Source organism: Xanthomonas sontii (assembly GCF_040529055.1).
Classification (GTDB): domain Bacteria; phylum Pseudomonadota; class Gammaproteobacteria; order Xanthomonadales; family Xanthomonadaceae; genus Xanthomonas_A; species Xanthomonas_A sontii.
The window spans coordinates 2,706,862-2,725,547 of record NZ_CP132342.1 but is presented as its reverse complement, the minus strand read 5'-3'; the positions used below and the strand labels follow the sequence as shown (position 1 = coordinate 2,725,547).

Genomic DNA, 18,686 nt, shown 5'->3' with positions numbered 1-18,686 from the left:
TCGATCTCGGTCAACGCGGCAGCACAGCCGTGAAGTCGACGTCCTTCGCGACGTAGACGTTCACGATGGTGCCCTGGTTGATGGTCACGGTGGCGGGACGGCGGCGATCCAGGGCCTGGTCGGCCAGACGCTGGATAGACTGCGCCGTGTTGCTCTCGTACGGCTGCTGGGTGACCACACCGGAATTGATGCCGGTGGTCGTGGTCTTCGGGCCATGCTCGGCCGCCGCCCACTTGAAGGCGTCGCTGAGCAAGCTGATCATCAGCGCGGACGAGATGCGGCTCGCCCAATGCGCACTGTATTGGCCCGGATGGCCGGCGCTGCCGAGGTTGTCGACGCCGGGTCCGACCAGGGTCACATCGATGCCGGTGGGGGTGGTGATGCGATCCCACACAACCTGCATGCGCGGGCCGTTCGGTTCAGCGGAACCGTACTGGCCGAGGATCTTCGATCCCTTCGGCAGCAACAGGCGACGGCCGTTGATGGAGTACACCGGCTCGGTGATGATGCAGGAGGTGAAACCCGGGAAATCGGTGATGATCCGGGTCTCCAGCACGCAACGGATATAGGTGCCGCGCACCAGCAGACCGTCCGGGTTGGCGATCGGTTTGGCGGACGTCACCTGGTCCTGCTGCTGCAAGCCTCCCTGCTCCTGACCCTGCGGCATGCCGATACCCTGCCCGCCCATGCCTGCTTCCTGCTGCATGCCGGCCATGCGCCGCTCCAGGAGGGACGGCCCGCGGTCCTGCCGAGACGACGACTGCACCATGGGGTCATTGTCAGTGGGCATCGGCGGCAGCGGCGGAAGGCTCGGCTGCTCAGCCAGCTGTACCGGCTCAGCCGGCTGCACCGGCGGCGGCGGTGCCGTCTGCGGCAGCGCAGGCGCCACTACCGCTTCCTGGCGCGGCTTCGGCGCCGGCGCAGGCGTGCTGCTGCCGCTCACCAGCCAGAAGATCGCCAGGATCAACAGCACGGCGATGCCGCCCAGGAACACCAGCGCCTTGCGATTGAGCTTCTTCAGATCGCTGGAGCGGAGCACCGGCTCATTGGCGTCCAGATCCGGGTCAGCGGTCTGCTGCTGGCGAGCGAAATAGGGATTCTCGCGCGGCGCATCGTCCGCATGCGGGGAACGCGGCTGACCGTGGTCGTTGCCGTAGTTTTCGTCAGACGGGGGTAGATTCGAGTTCACTTTTGCTTGTTCCTACGCAAGCCGACAACATTCTTGCCGTGGCGGATGACCAGGAAGGGATAGGTCCCATGGACAATCAGGGTGTTGCCCTCGACTGTCGTATTGACCAGGAAATCCTCATCGCTCTCCTTCTCGCGACCGAACACGGCCGGGAAGTTGCCAGTGGGGAAACGCGTCAGATCCATTTTGATGTAGGTGAACTTGCCATCATCGTAGACGCTGCTCGGCACGATCCACATTTGCTTGGAACGCGTGGAATAGTCGTAGTCGAAGTAGTAATGACGATCCTTGGTCAAGCGCGTGTCGAGCTGCGACTCGTCCTTCACCTCGTCGCTGGCTGCGGCAAAGCTGGTGTCCTTCGGATAGGTGAAGGTCACCTTGTATTGCACGCCGGCCTGCTTGGCCTGCTCCAGCCGCTGCCAATCCGTCGCTACCACCTTCAATTCGAGGATGTAGGAGTGGGTGGCGGTGCGGATCATCATGTTGGTGTCGACGTCGACGTTCTTCGGCTTCAGGTAGAAGACGTTCTCGCGACGGCTGAGTTCCCAGCCACTGGTGAAACCGGTGCTGTAATCGAGGATCTTCTCGTTCGGGCTCAGTTCGATCTGGGTGGTGATGCCCAGGCCGGTACGCACCTGATAGATCTTGTCAGGCTCGTACTCGTACTGCTGGACCACCTGGGCCGACGCGATCGGCGCGAACAGGCCCAGAGCCAGCAACGCAAGATGCGCCGAACCGGTTTTCGTCAGGAAACTCATCGAACGTTCGCTCCATTACCGTTGTGCTGAGGTGCAACGTTGGGTGCAGGGGGCGCCGTAGCCGGCTGCCCCCCTTGATAGACAGGCGGGCTCGCCGGGTTGGGCATCGGCGCCTGCTGCGGGAACGGCATGGAGCCGTTCGCGTCCGGCGCCATCGGCTGCCCTGGTACCTGCTGCTGCCCTGGTACCTGCTGCTGCACCGTCATCGGCTGCTGAGCCGCACCAGTTGCAGGCGCCTGCACGGCAGCCGACGGAGGAACCGGCATGGCCGAATAATCGTTGTCGACCCGGTAATCGGTTACCTGGAAGCCGAGCGGATTCTGGACGCGCAGATTTTCTTCCATCGCAAGATTGTTGTTGTAGCGGAAGCCAAGAATGGCGAACTTGTTGTCCAGAAACGTGGACTGGCCGTTCTTCTTGTCGTAAACACTGCGCTGGAAGCGAACATTGGCACCAGTGTAGGGTTTGCCGCCTCCACCCAGCAGGTTGATGCTCAAGATCTTCACCCGAATGGCTCGAGCCTTACCGTACGTGTTGTATGGCGAACTCGGATTACCTACATTCAAATTGTAGTAATCGGCGCCCACCGCCGTGGACTTTGGCGCCATCGAGAACACCGTATCCCAGTCGTTGAGTCCCATCATCTCGAAATCATAGGACTCTCTGGCGGTGATGAACCTTGCCACATTGCTTCTGGCCAACGCTTCGCTTGTCGTGATGCTGTGCATATCGCTGATGTCGCGCAGCACCGACACCGTCGAATTGCCGGTGTACGCATCCGCCATCACCAGATACGGCACTTTCTGCTTCAACGGCAGCATGTAGTAGTAACCACCACCGAGAAGCAAACACAAAATGATCGCCCCGAACGCGACCCACCACGCACGGCGCTCGCTGCGGCGAGCCAGATCAGCAATGCTGATTTCGTAGTTGACCGCCTTCGCTACCGCTTTGTTGACGTTTTCGCTTTCGACCGGCTTTTTACCGAACATCAGACTTCACCAGGTTTCGTAATGTGGCTGTCGGCGCGCAGCGTGCAGGCCGACGGTGACGTCACTTCGCGCTGCCGCTGGCTGCCGGCGCGCCGCTCAGCGACGACGACGGCTGCACCAGGATGCGATTGCCCGCCGCGGTCACGCTCAGCCCTTCCTGCGCATAGACCACGCTCAGCTCGGCGACCGCCTGCTGGATGCTGGTGGTGTTGATCTTGGCGACCGGGGCATACAGCGTGTAATCGGACTGGATGCCGTAGGACAGTTGCATGTTCGAATCCTTGGCCCAGCGCTCGAGCATCGTCTTGAGCGTGCCGTCCATCGGGATCGCCTGATACACGTACGACGAGTACAGCGGGATCTCCATGGTCGACTCGGAGAAACGGTTGACCGGCTTCCACTTGCCGCGGAAGTCGGGTGCCGGCCTGGTTGCACAGGCGCTCAACAGCGCGACGGCACTCAACGTAGCGATCAGCCGAAACATATGCGTTCTTTTCACGCGAGCCTCTGAATTGCGGAAACGTATAGAGAGCGGGCGGCGCGCAGGCGGCCCACTGCTGGATGGCGAAGTTCGACGCGACGGCACGACACGCGCGTCGCGGCAAGGAAGGCGCCGGGAACGGCGCGGGCACGGATCTGCGGCAGACAACCGGACGGATCCGAGGCCGCGCGATCAGCGCCGAAGAAAACGGAATTTGACAGCAAACCTTCCATGTCACCCCTTACGTGCGCCGTTCGGCCCACGCCCCTGTTCCTGTTTCTGTTACCAACGCACCGCCATACTCGCGAGAATGTGCCGCAGGGGCATGCCCACGTCAAGCATTTGGCAAAAAAACGTTCAAATGATAAATACGCCCAAAAAATAGGTGTTTTTCGTCACACTTTCATATCGAGAGTGTCGGAATATCGACTTTGGGACGCAGCCGCGCGGTGAAGTAGCGATCCTTGTAGTACTTGATCTTGTCGCACTTCACCGGATGCGGAATGCCCTCGTACAAGAACACCTCTTGATCGTTGCCCATCGCCTTCAACTCTTGCGGCAGCATCAGCGCCCGCTTCTCCTCCGACACGCTTCGGGTCACATCCTTGCCGCGGGTGACGTTCTTCTTGCGGAAGGTGGTGTAGCCGAGCATCTCGGAGTAGTCGTTGGCATCCTGCTGCTCGCGCGGAGCGTAGAGAATCTGCAGTGCATGATTCGTGATGATGGTCCGCGAGATGTCCTTGCCATAGGTGGCATCGAGCTGCGCCATGCTCTGGATGATCGGCAGAAGGCGGACATTGTAGCCAGCCATATATGACACTGCCGAGGCGATGATGTCGACCTTGCCGATCGCGGTGAACTCGTCCATCAGCAGCAGGCACTGATACTTCAGCGCCGGATTGCTCTTGGGCAGTTCCTTGGTGTTGAGGTTGATGATCTGGCTGAAGAACAGGTTGATGATCAGGCGGCTCTCGGCCAGCTTGTTGGGCTGGATGCCGATGTAGATGGTCATCTTCTTCTTGCGCAGGTCGGTCAGCAGGAAGTCGTTGTCGCTGGTGGCCGCATCCAGCACCGGATTGATCCAGGCATTGAGCGGCTCCTTCAGCGTGCCCATGATCGAGGCGAAGGTCTCGTCCGCCTGCGACAGCAGGTTGGAGAACGCCGACTTGGCATTGCCGCTGAGGAAGCGCCGCTCCGACAGCGACTTCAGGTACTTCTTCAGGTCGGTGCCGTCGCCGGACGACAGACGGTAGATCGCGCCCAGCGTCGGCGTGCCGAGACCGCCGGGAAAGCCGATGTTGCGCTCGTCGTCCCAGTTCTCGAACAGGTAGAGCGAGAACGCCATGAATGCATTGCGCGCCTGGCTGACCCAGAACTTCTGGTCGTCGGAGCCATCCGGATACAACATGGCGGCGATGCTCATCAGGTCCGAGACGCGGAACGCCGGATCGTCGGAGACATAGCTGAGCGGATTCCAGCGATGGGTGCGACGGTCCTCGGCGAACGGATTGAACAGGAACACCTCCTGGCCCTGGCTGGCGCGCCAGCCGCTGGTCAGATCGAAATTCTCCTGCTTGATGTCCAGGACGACCACCGATTCCTGGTACTCCAGCAGGTTCGGAATGACCACGCCGACGCCCTTGCCCGACCGGGTCGGGGCCGCCAGGATCACGAACTGCTGGCCGCTGAGGCGCACCAGCTTGCCGCGGAACTTGCCGACCACGATGCCGTCGCCGCTGGTCTTGAACAGCCCATGCTTGGACAGATCGGCCGCGCCGGCGAAGCGCGCGTCGCCATGCAGGCTGCGCTTGGGCGGCCTGAACATCAGTACCAGGATCAGCAGGGCCACCAGGCCGGGCAAGCCGAAGCCGAGGTAGCCGGCCCATTTGATCTTGCCGACGTACGGAGCCACCTCCGGCAAGCCGATGGCATGAACGTACTGGTAGTAGGTGCCTAGCCCGAACATCCGTGTGTCCAGCTTCAGCAGCAGCAGGACCAGGTAGCCGGACAGGAAATAGCCGCAGACGGCTGTGAGCACGACGACGAGCGCCGCCGCAACGAGTTTACGATTCGACAAGCCCTATCCTCCCTGATCCATCCTGGCCGACATTCTAGAGCGAGTTCCGCGCTTTGAAAGGAGTTGCGTCGGTGGTGTACGCGTCGGGATGACCTGCAAGCACGGCATCGACCGGAAACGGCGCTTGGCCAGGGAGGTCAGCCCGTCACAAGCGCCAGGCCCTAGATGGCGCCTGCGCAATGCCCGGGACTTCGGCACGTCCTGCCCGGCGAGTACTGCTGGTGGGCTTGCGACCGCCCAGACGTGCAGACGCGCTAGCGACGCTGCCGCGTGCTCGGCTTGTTCCGCGAGGGCTTCTTTTCCGCGCTGACCGCGTCCCGATCGCGCTCGATCAGGGTGTCCAGGAAGACACGCGCCTCGTCCCAGGACATGTCGTGCGGATCCACCCGCGCACCGCCGTCGGTGGTGACCGTATAGCCCACCACGTTGGCCTGGCTGTAGTCCGGCTCCCGGGTCAACGCCACGAGCTGGTAGCGTCCTTTGACTTGCACCGTATGATGGTATTCCACCATGCGCCTGGCCTCCTCGCCTGATCGTCCGCTCGGATGCTAAAGCAAGCCCGGCCGCGCGGCCAGCATCCGAGCGCACCCGCTGGCGTGAGCGCAGACACAAAAAAGCCGGCGTCTGCCGGCTTTGTCGTTTCCACGTTCGCTTCTTCGCGTCGTGGTGGGCGGTACAGGGTTCGAACCTGTGACCCCTACCATGTCAAGGTAGTGCTCTACCGCTGAGCTAACCGCCCTTCTCTGCCGCGGCGCACCGCTGCAGGGGCGCGAATTTTAGCCCACCTGGCGGACAAGAACAATACCCACCTTCCGATCGGGCAACGCTGCGGCCCGCCTAGCCGACCAGACTGGCATCGCGCAGCTTCTTGATCTGGTCGCGCACCCGCGCCGCATCCTCGAACTCCAAGTCCCGCGCGTGCTGGTACATCTCCTGCTCCAGCGCCTTGAGCCGCGCGGCGATCTCCGCCGGCGCCAGCGCCCGGTAGTCGGCCGGCTCTTCCGCGACCCGGCGCGCCTTGCCCTTGCCTTTGCCCTTGCCCGACTTGGCCTCGGTCGCGTCCTCGCGCGCGCCCTCCAGGATGTCCACGATCGGGCGCGCCACCGACTTCGGGACGATCCCGTGTTCCAGGTTGTACTCCACCTGCTTCTCGCGGCGGCGCCCGGTTTCGTCGATCGCGGCCTGCATCGAACGCGTCATCTTGTCCGCGTAGAGGATCGCCTTGCCGCGCAGGTTGCGCGCGGCACGGCCGATGGTCTGGATCAGCGAGCCGGTGGAGCGCAGGAAGCCTTCCTTGTCGGCATCGAGGATCGCGACCAGCGAGACCTCCGGCATGTCCAGGCCCTCGCGCAGCAGGTTGATGCCGACCAGCACGTCGAACTTGCCCAGGCGCAGGTCGCGGATGATCTCCACGCGCTCGACCGTATCGATGTCCGAGTGCAGGTAGCGCACCTTCACCCCGTGCTCGCCCAGATACTCGGTGAGGTTCTCGGCCATGCGTTTGGTGAGCGTGGTGACCAGGACGCGGTCGCCATCGGCCACGCGCAGGTTGATCTCCGACAGCAGATCGTCGACCTGGGTCGCCACCGGCCGGATCTCCACTTCCGGATCGATCAGCCCGGTCGGGCGCACCACCAGTTCGGTGATCTCGCCGGCCGACTCGCGCAACTCGTAGGGCCCCGGCGTGGCCGAGACGTAGATGCTGCGCGGCGAGCGCGCCTCCCATTCCTCGAAGCGCAGCGGCCGGTTATCCAGCGCCGACGGCAGTCGGAAACCGAATTCCACCAGGGTCTCCTTGCGCGAACGGTCGCCTTTGTACATCGCGCCGATCTGCGGCACGGTGACGTGCGACTCGTCCACCACCAGCAAGGCGTCCGGCGGCAGGTAGTCGAACAGGGTCGGCGGCGGTTCGCCCGGCGCCTTGCCGGTCAGATGCCGCGAGTAGTTCTCGATGCCGTTGCAGAAGCCGACCTCGGCCATCATTTCCAGGTCGAACTGGGTACGCTGCGCCAGCCGCTGCGCCTCTACCAGCTTGTTCTGCGCATACAGCTGTTCGAGCCGATCCTTCAGCTCCAGCTTGATCGTGTCCACCGCGCTGAGCGTGCGCTCGCGGGTGGTGGCGTAGTGGGTCTTGGGGTAGATCGTGTAGCGCTGCAGCTTGCGCAGCGTCTCGCCGGTCAGCGGATCGAACAGGGTCAGCTGCTCCACGTCGCCGTCGAACAGTTCGATGCGCAAGGCCTCGCTGTCGGATTCGGCCGGGAACACATCGATGACCTCACCGCGTACGCGGAAACTGCCGCGGTGCAATTCGTACTCGTTGCGGGTGTACTGCAGGTCGGTCAGGTGGCGGATCAACTGGCGCTGCTCCACGTGCTCGCCGATCGACAGGATCAGCCGCAGCGACAGGTAGTCCTCCGGCGCGCCCAGGCCGTAGATCGCCGAGACCGTCGCCACCACCAGCGCATCGCGTCGAGACAGCAGGGTCTTGGTCGCGGCCAGGCGCATCTGCTCGATATGCTCGTTGATCGAACTGTCCTTCTCGATGAAGGTGTCCGAGGACGGCACGTAGGCCTCGGGCTGGTAGTAGTCGTAGTAGCTGACGAAGTACTCGACCGCGTTGTTGGGGAAGAACGCCTTGAACTCGCCGTACAGCTGCGCCGCCAGCGTCTTGTTCGGCGCCATCACTAGGGTCGGCTTCTGGATCGCCTGGACCACGTTGGCGATGGTGTAGGTCTTGCCCGACCCGGTCACGCCGAGCAGGGTCTGCTTGGCCAGGCCGGCCTCGAAGCCGGCCACCAGCTTCTCGATCGCCTGCGGCTGGTCGCCGGCCGGCGAATACGGCGATACGAGTTGGAAACGGTCGGACATGCACAAGCCTCAAGGTGAAGAGCGAGGCCGACAGTGTCGGCCGACCCCGCGCCGGGGAGATTTCCTACATGGGAACGCACAACCCCCTCATTCAAGCCCCGCCGCCCGGCCGCGAGACTGCCGACCTCGCACCGGGAGACGACGGACATGCGGAACACTGCAACCAAAGGCTACACATTGCTCGAGGCCATGATCGTGATGGCGGTGATCTGCCTGCTCGCCGGCATCGGCCTGCCGGCATTCCGGGAACTGCTGGCGAACCAGCGCTTGACGGCCGCCACGCACCAGCTGAGCGCGCACTTCGCCCTGGCACGCAGCAGCGCCATCAGCTTCGGCGTCCCGGTCAGCGCCTGCCCGTCCAACGGAGACGGCAATTGCCGCAGCGACAGCGACTGGAGCCACGGCTGGCTGGTGTTCCGCGACCCGGAGCGACAAGGCCAGCCGATCGCGCCGGACAGCATCCTCAGTGAAGGCAGCGCACCGGGCGCCGGCGAGCTGGTCATGCGCTCCAACCATGGCCGGCCCTCGATCCGCTTCCTGCCCGATGGGCGCAGCGCCGGCAGCAACCTGACCGTCAACATCTGCGAACGGGGCCGGCTACGCGCGGCGGTGGTGGTGAACAACACCGGACGCATCCGCACGCGAAAAGCGACCGAACCGATGCCCTGCCGGATGCCGGACTGACGCGCAAAAGCAAAGGCCGCGATCGCTCGCGGCCTTTGCGGATTTGGCGCCCGAAGTTGGACTCGAACCAACGACCCCCTGATTAACAGTCAAGTGCTCTAACCGGCTGAGCTATTCGGGCGGGGAGGCGCATTGTATAGAGGCCTCATGCCGATCGCAAGGGGTGAACCCGTGCTTTCCTGACTGCAACTGCGCCCTACCGACCCAGCTTCACCAGCAGGTGCCCTCGCCAGCGCCGGTAGACGTCGTACGCGTGCCCTTCTGATCGATGCTGAGCGCACCGCACTGGGTGTCCTTGGCCTGAGGACTGTCCGTACGAGGCGTCGCGGTCAACTTGAACGCATTCGCAGTCGGAGCGACGCTGAACGAAAGATCATAGAACTGCACCGCATCGCTCGGACACGTCGGCAGCGGCACATTGGCATACGACATCTTGGTCGTGTAGTACCGCTCGATGAGTTGCACCCCCTGCTGCAGACAGACGGACGCGGCCGAGCGGCGTGCCTTGATGACGTGCGACTGATAGCTGGCGAACGCGATCGCCGCCAGAACACCCACGATCGCGACCACGATCATCAGTTCGATCAGGGTGAAGCCGCGCTGCCGGCGGGACGGAAAGGAAGAAAGTCGCATCAATTGTTCCTCAGAAGTTCGCGCCAGGACACGCGCTTCATGCTGAGCGCGCTGCTGTTGGTACCGAGCGTGGTCGTACTCGCGTTATCCAACGCGATCTGCATCTGGTTGCCAATGAAGATCGGACTGTTGGGGCTGCTGTTCAGGCCGATGCCGGAGACAGGGGTGCCATTGAGTGTATCGCCGGTGCTGGATCCGCCGCTGCCGTCCAAGTCGAAGAAGGATTGCGACAGCCGGCCGCCGGTGAACGGGTTGATCGCCATCACGAAGCCCTTGCCGCTGGGGCTGCACACATCGCCCGAATCCGGAATACGCGTGGTCCCGATCAGCGCCGTGCCCTGGAAGAAGTTGGACACCACCATGCGCTCGCCCTGCGGCGTGCCGGGAGGCGACAGCAGGTCCATGTACCAGCCGTCCTGCCCGGCGTTGGGCTTGTCCTCGATCACGCGCACGGCAAAGCCGTTGACGGTGCCTTCCTGCAGGATGTTGACCTTGTTCAGGGTGGAACGATTGGAGGGGATGGTGCTGCCGCGGTCGATCAGGCCATACCAACTCTGCACGTCCTTGTTGCCCAGATCGCCGCTGGACAGGTACTTGCCGGTCCCGAAGAACACCCAGGTCAGGCCCGTCGCCGGATCCTTCGCCGCCGTGGGTGCAGCGGTGATCGGTTGCGCCTTGGACGCATAGTTGGCGGAGAACAGCTGGCGCACCGTCCCGGTCGCGCCGGACATGTCGAACCGCCAGACATTCCCGTTGAGATCGCCAGCGTACAGACGATCGACGATGAAATCGTTGTTGGACGACCAGGCCAGGACACCGGACAGGCCATTGTTGCCGCTCGACCCCGTCTGGATACGGCTGGACGCACCGGTGATGGCATTCACCAGGATGAGATCGGCCGAATCGCCGCTGCTGTTAGGACCATTGCCGAGCATCGCGTACCACTGGCCGTTGGCGAGCTGCCCGATGATCGGCTTGCCGAGATTGTTGCCCAGCCCGACGAGGTCGGTGGTCGTGGAGGTCTTGTCCCACAGCAGAGTGATGTTGTTGGGATCGGTGACGTCAAGCGCGAACATGCCCTTTCCGCCCCGCCCCATGGTGCCGATCAGCACCGAGCGCCAGCTGCCCCCGGAGTAGACGTCCGACACGGTGAGTTCGCCATCCACGTAATACCGGTGCTGGTAGTTCGGATCGGTGTAGTCCAGCAACCCGGTCATCGCCGCTTTCGGCACGAAGGCGAACTTCTCCGCACCGGTGCTGGCATCGAACCCATGCAGCATGCCGTCATTGGCACCGACATAGATCATCGGCGCGCGCGTGGACTTGGCCGCAGCGAAGGAGGCATAAGCGCTGGCGCCGTTGAACGTCGCCGTCGTGTACAGCCGTGGGTTGGGTGCTCCCACATAGACCGGCTGCGAGTTGACGATGTCGCCAAGGATGCCGCTACGGGTACGCAGGACGCCACCGTTGGCCTTCTCCTGCGAGCGATCGCCACGCAGATAGTTGATCTGGTTCTGCGTTGCAGACGACAACGGGGTTCCGGCGAGCTTGCCGTAGGCGAAATTGTCCAGATTCCCATTCGAGTTGACGAACTTGATCGTCCGGGTATCCCAGGCCGGGAGCTGCGCGCCCGCGCTCCACGCCTGCGTCAGCGCGCCGGTGGTCTGGTTGACGTCGTACGCCACCACATCGCCACGCCAGGTGCCGCTGTAGAACACGGACTGGTACGTCCGCGCGCCCGCTTCAAGCTTGGTCGTATTGCTGGCGAGGGAAGCTGCAGACCCCTTCATCTCCTCCAGGATGCGCTCGAACGCCTGGCGCAGGCTCGCCACCATCTTTTCCGCGTCGGCGGCAAGGTAGTAATTGTCAGGCTTCTTGTAATTGGTATTGCCATTGACATAGGAGCTGCCGTCCCACCAGGTGGAGTCCGCCAAGGCGCTGATATTGGTCTCCGGATCGTAGCCTTCCGGCACACGGAAACCGCCGTACTTCGTGGTCAGCCAATACTGGTTGGTGCTCGGCGACTTGTAATCGCCATATTCCACCACGTCGACCCAGTGTGTGGAGAGGGTCTGCTTGCCAGGCAAGCCATCGCTGGCGGTGTCGGGACGCAGATCCTTGGTGTGCGCGTCGTAGGCGAGCGCCGCGATGTAGGCGGAGTTCTTGTCGCTGTTGAACTGCGACGTGACCGCGGCGGAGGCGGCGTCGTTGGCAGACTTGCCTTCCTTACGCCAGATCTGGGTCATACGGTCGATGACGCTGACCGAGGTATCGCGGGTCACTTCCGGAGGTGTGGCCGGCTCGCCACTCAGGTTGGTGGTGTTGCCTGGCAGATTCTTGTCCAAATGCGTATTGGTGTCGCCGATGCCCAAGATCACATTGATCTGGCAGCGATAGGAAATCGGATCGTTCCACTGGGTGATGACCGGAAAACCATCGGCTTGCTGGTATCGCTGCTGCGCGTTTCCGCTCAACGAAGAGTAGGCCGCGATATTGCCCTGATGCTTGAAATAGCGGATTGCGGCGTAATAGAGCTCGCTGACATCATCGTACGACTTGACGTTCTTGCCGGTATTGAGTTGACCGAACTTGTTCAGATAATTGATGACGCCGCTGTTGACGATCTGATAGCGCGGGTCTGTCCCGCCGATCGCCGCGTTCGTTGCTGCAGCATCGGCAACATCGGGATTTTGATAGATGACGCCAGTCTGCGGATCCCACTCTCGCGCCGCATTCGCAAGTGTCCCTTGATCAGGATTGTAGGTGTAAGGCCCGACGAATTTTTGGTTGGCGCGCAGAATACCGCTATCCACGGCCGGATCATCGGTATTCTTGTAACCGAAGATGCTGTAACGGATCCGTTTTGCATACTGCTGGATCAACCCTTCCGGCTTGTAGTAGCCGCTAGGGTAAGCGACGCAGTTATCTTCAAGATAGGCGGTTCCGAGGCTGGCATCGCATACCTTGACCCGCACCGAGACCTGGAACGTCAGCGTCGTATCGCGCACGCAGCCGAGATTGAAAAGTGTGTCGCAAGGCGAGCCATCCGGTTTGAGAAAGCTGCCATTCAAGGCATGCTTGCTTGGATCGTAGGCAATCTGCTGATTCGAAGAGGGATCGACCAGGTTGCCGTTGGCAAAGAACATCTGGTTGCCCAGCCCGTCGATGCGCATGTTGAAGTTCTGCCACTGCGCACCCGTCCCTCCCGCGATCAGCGTGGCATTGTTGCTGATCGAACGGCGCGGGAAATTACTGGTCGCCACGCGATCGGCGACCGCCTTTTCCAGCAGCGTCTCGCTCGCCGTGTCGCGCGAACGATAGCCGCCCGTCAATGCCGAGCGGAACGGATCGATGGTCTGGGTTGCGGCCCAGTTGAGGAAGTTGCCTGCCCACACGCCCGCCCCAGCGCAGGCATAGCTGCTCGGATTGTTGCCCAGCAAGCTGACGGGATAGAAATAACGATCGCTCTCCGTGGCGCTGTAGTGGTATCTGTAGCACTTCTCGGAATCGAAATAGCCAACAAACCTGCTGGACGCCGAATACGTATCGGACAAATTCGCCTTGCTGATCACCGTCGGAAACTCCACCGACGGCACGAATGCCAGGTTGCCCGGCACGTCGCTGCCCACATATAACGGCGACTGCGAGACATCCACATCCGCACCGGCCCCGCCGACGGTACCGATGAATAGACCGGCCACCACGGCAAGGAGCCAGTCCCGGTACGTCGTCTTCTTCGCTCGGCTGGTCATAGTGGGATCCTTACTTGACGGTGACGTTGGTCTGCAGCACGACAATGGCCCGGCCATTGGACGCGGCCGGGTTGCCGCTGCGCGCGATGACGCGGTAGTAGTGCTCCAGCGAGGTGCCGCCGGTGCCGCCGTACTGGTTCTGATTGATGCTCGACCCCAGGCCCAGCTGATCCTCGCTGGTGCGCTGGCCCAGATACTGGATGTAGTACTGCGCGGGGACGGCCTGGCCCGTCGGGGTCACCGTGCCGTCCACCCAGCACTCCTGGGTGCCGAGCGCACAACCGCTGGAGGCATTGCCGGTATACGTGTTGCTGGGAACGGCCGGGCATACCGTCGTTCCCGACGAACAATTGAAGCCGATGGTATTGCCGGACTTGGCGGCGTCCTGAATGGCCTTCTCCGCATCGCGCAAGGCGCCTTCGGCGGCCTGGAACCCCAGGCTGCGGTCGTACATGTTGGAGGACATGCGCTCCTGCAGCAGCGTGCCGCGCAAGACGGCGAGCCCCAGCAGGGTCATCACCAGCAACAGCAACAGGACGACGATGAGCGAAATGCCGGACTGCCGGCGGGGCGATGGCGACGTGTTCACGGGTTCCGGTTCCTGATGCTCACGATCGTGCTGAAGGTCCGCGTCACCGGCTGCTTGTTGGCGCCGGCCGACGTATCGGCGCTGACGGTCATGTCGATCTTCACCGCGATCACGTTGGCCCAGTTGCCCACGCCGCTGGCATCGGCATAGGCGGTGCCGCCGGTGGACAGATACTTGAACTGCAGGCCGGTGACGCCATCGGCGATTTCGTTCTTCTGGCTCGTGCCGCCCGGCAAGGCCACTTCCTGATACAAGGAGGTGCCACCCGTTCCTCCGCTGCTGGCCGCGACATACCAGCGCACCGCCCGCACTTCGGTCAGGATGGAGTTGATCTCGTAGGTGTAATTGTTCGAGCCGGCGACGCACACGCCCGGCAGGCGCCCGAGCCGTGTGCAGGCATTGAGGCCGCCGCTCGCGTAACTGGCCGTGGTGCCGGAAACGCTGTTCACCTGCAGCACCGCCAATTGCTGGCGGTCGCACAGCAGCATGATCGCGTTGCTGTGCAGGTCCGGCGCCGCCGCGTTGAGCGTCAGCGTCTGGTTCGCCGGGTTGTGCGCGGTCACGGTGGCGCCGCCGGTACCCGCGGAGAGGATCTGGATCGCGTCGGTGCCTGCCGTGACGGTGAGACCGGACGGGTTGCTGTTTTTGTAGCCCGTCAGCGGCAGCGCCCAATTCATCCACCAACTCGCCGTGGGATTGTTCAGCACGTTCGCGACCGGCAATCCGGAATCGCAAGGATTGCCGCCAGCCTCGCGGATGTCCTGCGCCATCATCTCGAAACCGGTCCGGGCCGACTCCTGGAGCCGGCTGAGGCCCTCGGTCGCCGCATATGTCTGGCGGTTGGAGAGAAAGATGCCGATCGCCGCACCGACCACCAGCAGGCCGAGCAGCATCGAGATCATCAGCTCGATCAGGTTGAAGCCGGATTGGCGCCGTGGCAGCGCCCGCGCGATCAGTATGTTCACAGTTGGGCCGTCGTGCTCAGGGTCTGGGTCGCGCTGCCGCTGGTGTTGCCGCCGGCACTGGAGTTCACGCCGCGGCTGTCGTCCCATTGCACGGTGATCGTGCAATTGCCGTCGTTGCAGGCGATGGAGCCGCACGTGGTAGCCGGGTCGCCCCCGATCGCCGCCTTCAACCCGCTGAGCCAGACCGCCTTGTCGTTCGCCGCCAGGTCGCCCGCCGCCGGCGCCGTGCAGAGCATACTGCCGGTGTTGTAGGCCCCCAGCATCGCCGCGCTGCGGTTGGCCCGCATCGCATCGAGGATGGTGTAGGTCTGCATGACGATCTGGCTGCGCTGCAGCGCGCTCTGGTTGTTGCGCAACGCCGTGGTCTGCATCGCCGCCACGCCCAGCATCCCCACCCCCAGGATCAGCACCGAGATCATCACCTCGATGAGGGTGACGCCCGCCATGTGTCTACCGTTCTCGAACCGCTTCATGGTGTCTCCGCTTGCCGGAACCGGCTCAGCCGGTGGTGGTGCAGCTGCCGCCGTCGGATGTCGATGTGACCTGGGCGCGGCTGCCGCCCATCAGTTTGACGCTCCGGACATTGTTGGATGGGTTGGTAACCGCCATGCAGACGACGATGCCTCCTGTCACCGGCGTACCGCTGCTGTTGCGCGCGATGCCGTCTGCTCCGAAGGTCAGCTTGTCGCCCATCGCATCCAGGGTCGTACTGGTGACGACCAGGCCAGTGCGCAGGGTCGTGCTGCGCAGCACGGTGCCGTCGCGGGCCACGGTCAGGTAGCGGGTCCAGTTGCCGCCGCTGGCGCAAGTCGCACCGTCGTCGCTGCGGCACAGGCTGACGCCACCGTTCAGGCGCACCGCCTCCGAGCGCGTCAACTGCACCGCGGCGATCAGTTCGTTGGCGGCGCCGGTCAAGCGGTTGCTGCGGATCAGACCGGTGAAACTGGGCACCGCCAGCGCCATGATGATCGCCAGCACCGCCACGGTGACCATCAATTCCACCAGCGTGAAACCACGCTGCGTCCGTTCGGCAAGGCCACGCGCGCAAGGAACAGCCATATCCTTCCCCAGATTCTCCCGCCGGCCACGCTAGCGGCCGGACCGCGACCGCGCCAGCCGTTGCCGACGGATGGCGGATATGGGGGAGTGGACGGACCGTGCGCGACAGGGCGCCAGCCGGCATGATGCACCTCGGCCCTGCCCCACCGCCTTCCGCCCCGATGCCCGCCTCCGCCTACTCCAAGGACCAGCTCCAGGTCCTCAAGCAACCCTCGACCCTGATCTGGATCGTGATGGCCGGCGAGTGCATCGCGGCCATCCTGGCCCTGACCCCGGTCCCGGGCACGGGCATGGCAGGGAGCCGCTGGGTCTACTTCGGGCTGGCGTCGCTGGGCATCCAGTGGGTCGCGCTGCTGACCCTGGCGAGCCTGCTGCTGTTGCGCCGGGCGCTGGCCGGATGCGGTTTCCTGTCCATCACCGTGGCCACACTGGGCCTGATGCAGGCACTGACCTGGCTGATCAGCGGCGTGATTCTCTATGCCTTCGGCGACTACTGGCAGCTCTCCGACCGCGCATGGCTGACGCTGTCGCTGCAGTTGTCCGGCATCGCCCTGCTGATCGGCCTGCTCGGCATGGCCGCGCTGCACAACCACGTGCGCATCAAGCAACTGGTGGAACGCGCCAAGCAGGCCGAGATCGACGCACTGACCGCGCGCGTGCAGCCGCACTTCCTGTTCAACACGCTCAACACCGCGGTGATGCTGGTGCACCGGCAACCGCAACAGGTGGAACAACTGCTGATGGATCTGTCGGATCTGTTCCGCGCCGCGCTGGCCGCGCCGGACCTGGTCGACCTGCAGGACGAGATCGACCTGGCCAGGCGTTACCTGGACATCGAGGCGATCCGCTTCGGGCCACGCCTGCGCGTCCATTGGGAGGTGCCGGAGGCGCCGGCACCGGTGCGGATTCCGCGGCTGTCGCTGCAACCGCTACTGGAGAACGCCGTGCACCACGGCATCGAATGCAGTGCCGAGGGCGGCGAGATCGGCATCGCCATCGGCGAACGCGACGGCGCCCTGGAGATCAGCGTGCGCAACCCGGTGCCGATAGGCGGCCTGTCGCCGCATATCGGCCGCGGTCACCGCGTTGGCCTGTCGGCGCTGCGCACGCGCATAGACAGCCTGGAAGGCGCCTCGCTGCACACCGCCAGCGATGGCGCCTGGTTCGTCGCGACGATCCGGATCGGACTCAGGCCATGACCCGGTAGCAAGGCCGATACTCGCCGGAGATCTTCATGCGGCGCTGTTCGACGAAGGCGCGCAGCAACTCGTCCAGGGCCTGCATCATGTCCGCATCGCCGTGGATCTCGAACGGGCCATGCTGCTCGATGCGGCGCATGCCGTCTTCCTTGACGTTGCCGGCAACGATGCCGGAGAAGGCGCGGCGCAGGTCCGCGGCCAGCGCATGCGGCGGACGGCCATGGTGCAGATCCAGCGCGGCCATCGCCTCGTGGGTCGGCTCGAACGGACGCTGATACTCCAGCGGGATGTCGACCGACCAGTTGAAGTAGAACGCGTCCTTCTGCTCCTTGCGGTGCGTGCGCACGTGCTGGATGCCGGCAGCCATCTTGCGCGCCACCGCCACCGGATCGCCGACCACGATCTCGTAGCGCGAGGTGGCCACTTCGCCCAGGGTCAGGCGCAGGAAGCGGTCGATCTGCTCGAAATACGGCGCGGCGATGGTCGGGCCGGTGAGGATCAGCGGGAACGGCAGGTCGCGGTTCTCCTCGCGCAGCAGGATGCCGAGCAGATACAGGATCTCCTCGGCGGTGCCGACACCGCCGGGGAACACGATGATGCCGTGGCCGATGCGGACGAAGGCCTCCAGGCGCTTCTCGATGTCCGGCATGATCACCAGGTGGTTGACGATCGGGTTCGGCGACTCGGCGGCGATGATGCCCGGCTCGGTCACGCCGATGTAGCGGTTGTCGTGCTTGCGCTGCTTGGCATGGGCGATGGTGGCGCCCTTCATCGGCCCCTTCATCGCGCCTGGGCCGCAACCGGTGCAGATGTCCAGCCCGCGCAGGCCCAACTCGTACCCGACCTGCTTGGTGTACAGGTACTCGTCGCGCGAGATCGAATGGCCGCCCCAGCACACCACCAGCTTGGGATCGGTCGGCTGCAGGATGCGCGCATTGCGCAACTGGCCGAACACCGCATTGGTGATGCCTTCGCTGGACTGCAGGTCGGTGCTGGATTCGGGGCCCAGCTCGATGGCCATGTAGGCCAGGTCGCGGACCACGGCGAACAGCAGCTCGGCCACGCCATTGATGATCTCGCCGTCGACGAAGGCCATCGCCGGCGCGTTGAGCAGGTCGATGCGCACGCCACGGTCGCGCTGCACCACCTGGATGTCGAAGTCGGGATACAGATCGCGCGCCGCGCGCGGATCGTCCGAGGCGCTGCCGCTGGTCAGCACCGCCAGCGCGCAGCGCCGCAGCAGTTCGTGCAGGCCGCCGCTGGAGGCATCGCGCAGGCGCGCCACTTCCACGCGCGAGAGGATGTCCAGGCCGCCGCGCGGGTAGATCCGCGCATCCACTACCGGCAGCGCGCGCGCCGCCGTATTGCTGGTCGTCATATCGAATGTCTTGTCGGTGTCGTCAGCCGGCGACTTTAACGTCAGCCCCCACAAAAAGAAAA

17 protein-coding genes and 2 tRNA genes are annotated in these 18,686 nt (G+C 63.8%); 3 read left to right on the top strand and 16 right to left on the bottom strand.

What is annotated here, in order from left to right:
• Positions 1-10 precede the first annotated feature (10 nt).
• The 4 genes from RAB70_RS11480 to RAB70_RS11465 form a co-directional block, all read right to left on the bottom strand.
• A complete protein-coding gene (locus tag RAB70_RS11480; protein ID WP_148829283.1) occupies positions 11-1,189 on the bottom strand; it encodes a TrbI/VirB10 family protein in 1,179 nt (392 codons plus the stop codon).
• On the bottom strand, positions 1,186-1,947 hold the full coding sequence (locus RAB70_RS11475; RefSeq protein ID WP_017911235.1) for a TrbG/VirB9 family P-type conjugative transfer protein: 762 nt from the start codon (positions 1,945-1,947) through the stop codon (positions 1,186-1,188). The genes RAB70_RS11480 and RAB70_RS11475 overlap by 4 nt, the downstream gene beginning before the upstream one ends.
• Positions 1,944-2,939, bottom strand: a complete 996-nt coding sequence (locus RAB70_RS11470) for a virB8 family protein (RefSeq protein WP_148829284.1) — start codon at positions 2,937-2,939, stop codon at positions 1,944-1,946. The genes RAB70_RS11475 and RAB70_RS11470 overlap by 4 nt, the downstream gene beginning before the upstream one ends.
• Before the next feature lie 61 nt (positions 2,940-3,000).
• Positions 3,001-3,423, bottom strand: coding sequence for a hypothetical protein (locus tag RAB70_RS11465; protein ID WP_017916128.1), 423 nt, complete (start codon positions 3,421-3,423; stop codon positions 3,001-3,003).
• 77 nt (positions 3,424-3,500) lie between these two features.
• On the opposite strand from RAB70_RS11465, the gene RAB70_RS11460 reads away from it, so the two are divergent.
• Positions 3,501-3,638, top strand: a complete 138-nt coding sequence (locus RAB70_RS11460) for a hypothetical protein (RefSeq protein WP_157835126.1) — start codon at positions 3,501-3,503, stop codon at positions 3,636-3,638.
• 185 nt (positions 3,639-3,823) lie between these two features.
• Here the strand turns inward: RAB70_RS11460 and RAB70_RS11455 are convergent, their stop codons facing one another.
• The 4 genes from RAB70_RS11455 to uvrB form a co-directional block, all read right to left on the bottom strand.
• Positions 3,824-5,458 (bottom strand): type IV secretory system conjugative DNA transfer family protein, encoded by a 1,635-nt coding sequence (locus RAB70_RS11455; protein WP_017907228.1) that lies wholly within the window; start codon positions 5,456-5,458, stop codon positions 3,824-3,826.
• Between the two features lie 293 nt (positions 5,459-5,751).
• A complete protein-coding gene (locus RAB70_RS11450; RefSeq protein WP_225851668.1) occupies positions 5,752-5,961 on the bottom strand; it encodes a hypothetical protein in 210 nt (69 codons plus the stop codon).
• Positions 5,962-6,161: 200 nt separating this feature from the next.
• A tRNA-Val gene (locus RAB70_RS11445) sits at positions 6,162-6,236 on the bottom strand.
• A 98-nt stretch (positions 6,237-6,334) separates the two neighbouring features.
• Positions 6,335-8,365: an excinuclease ABC subunit UvrB gene (gene uvrB, locus RAB70_RS11440; protein WP_017916129.1), complete on the bottom strand. Its 2,031-nt coding sequence runs from the start codon at positions 8,363-8,365 to the stop codon at positions 6,335-6,337.
• A gap of 147 nt (positions 8,366-8,512) precedes the next feature.
• Between uvrB and RAB70_RS11435 the strand changes: the two genes are divergently transcribed.
• Positions 8,513-9,049 carry a Tfp pilus assembly protein FimT/FimU gene (locus RAB70_RS11435; protein ID WP_148829286.1) on the top strand — a complete coding sequence of 179 codons (537 nt, stop codon included), beginning with the start codon at positions 8,513-8,515 and terminating at the stop codon, positions 9,047-9,049.
• 44 nt (positions 9,050-9,093) lie between these two features.
• Here the strand turns inward: RAB70_RS11435 and RAB70_RS11430 are convergent.
• The 7 genes from RAB70_RS11430 to RAB70_RS11400 form a co-directional block, all read right to left on the bottom strand.
• Positions 9,094-9,170: transfer RNA gene (locus RAB70_RS11430), tRNA-Asn, on the bottom strand.
• Between the two features lie 89 nt (positions 9,171-9,259).
• On the bottom strand, positions 9,260-9,682 hold the full coding sequence (locus RAB70_RS11425; RefSeq protein ID WP_148829287.1) for a type IV pilin protein: 423 nt from the start codon (positions 9,680-9,682) through the stop codon (positions 9,260-9,262).
• Positions 9,682-13,434: a pilus assembly protein gene (locus tag RAB70_RS11420; protein WP_148829288.1), complete on the bottom strand. Its 3,753-nt coding sequence runs from the start codon at positions 13,432-13,434 to the stop codon at positions 9,682-9,684. The genes RAB70_RS11425 and RAB70_RS11420 overlap by 1 nt, the downstream gene beginning before the upstream one ends.
• Positions 13,435-13,444: 10 nt before the next feature.
• Positions 13,445-14,023, bottom strand: a complete 579-nt coding sequence (locus RAB70_RS11415; protein WP_148829289.1) for a PilX N-terminal domain-containing pilus assembly protein — start codon at positions 14,021-14,023, stop codon at positions 13,445-13,447.
• Positions 14,020-14,988 (bottom strand): PilW family protein, encoded by a 969-nt coding sequence (locus RAB70_RS11410; RefSeq protein ID WP_148829290.1) that lies wholly within the window; start codon positions 14,986-14,988, stop codon positions 14,020-14,022. Before RAB70_RS11410 ends, RAB70_RS11415 begins: the two co-directional genes overlap by 4 nt.
• Positions 14,985-15,461: a type IV pilus modification protein PilV gene (gene pilV / locus RAB70_RS11405; RefSeq protein WP_148829291.1), complete on the bottom strand. Its 477-nt coding sequence runs from the start codon at positions 15,459-15,461 to the stop codon at positions 14,985-14,987. The genes RAB70_RS11410 and pilV overlap by 4 nt, the downstream gene beginning before the upstream one ends.
• A gap of 25 nt (positions 15,462-15,486) precedes the next feature.
• Positions 15,487-15,981, bottom strand: a complete 495-nt coding sequence (locus tag RAB70_RS11400; RefSeq protein WP_017911245.1) for a GspH/FimT family pseudopilin — start codon at positions 15,979-15,981, stop codon at positions 15,487-15,489.
• Between the two features lie 227 nt (positions 15,982-16,208).
• Here RAB70_RS11400 and RAB70_RS11395 point away from each other — a divergent pair, with 227 nt between their 5' ends.
• Positions 16,209-17,246: a sensor histidine kinase gene (locus RAB70_RS11395; RefSeq protein ID WP_148829292.1), complete on the top strand. Its 1,038-nt coding sequence runs from the start codon at positions 16,209-16,211 to the stop codon at positions 17,244-17,246.
• Here RAB70_RS11395 and ppnN read toward each other — a convergent pair.
• The gene (gene ppnN, locus RAB70_RS11390; RefSeq protein ID WP_017907239.1) at positions 17,236-18,624 is read right to left on the bottom strand and encodes a nucleotide 5'-monophosphate nucleosidase PpnN; all 1,389 of its coding nucleotides are present in this window, start codon (positions 18,622-18,624) and stop codon (positions 17,236-17,238) included. The genes RAB70_RS11395 and ppnN overlap by 11 nt on opposite strands.
• Between the last annotated feature and the right edge of the window lie 62 nt (positions 18,625-18,686).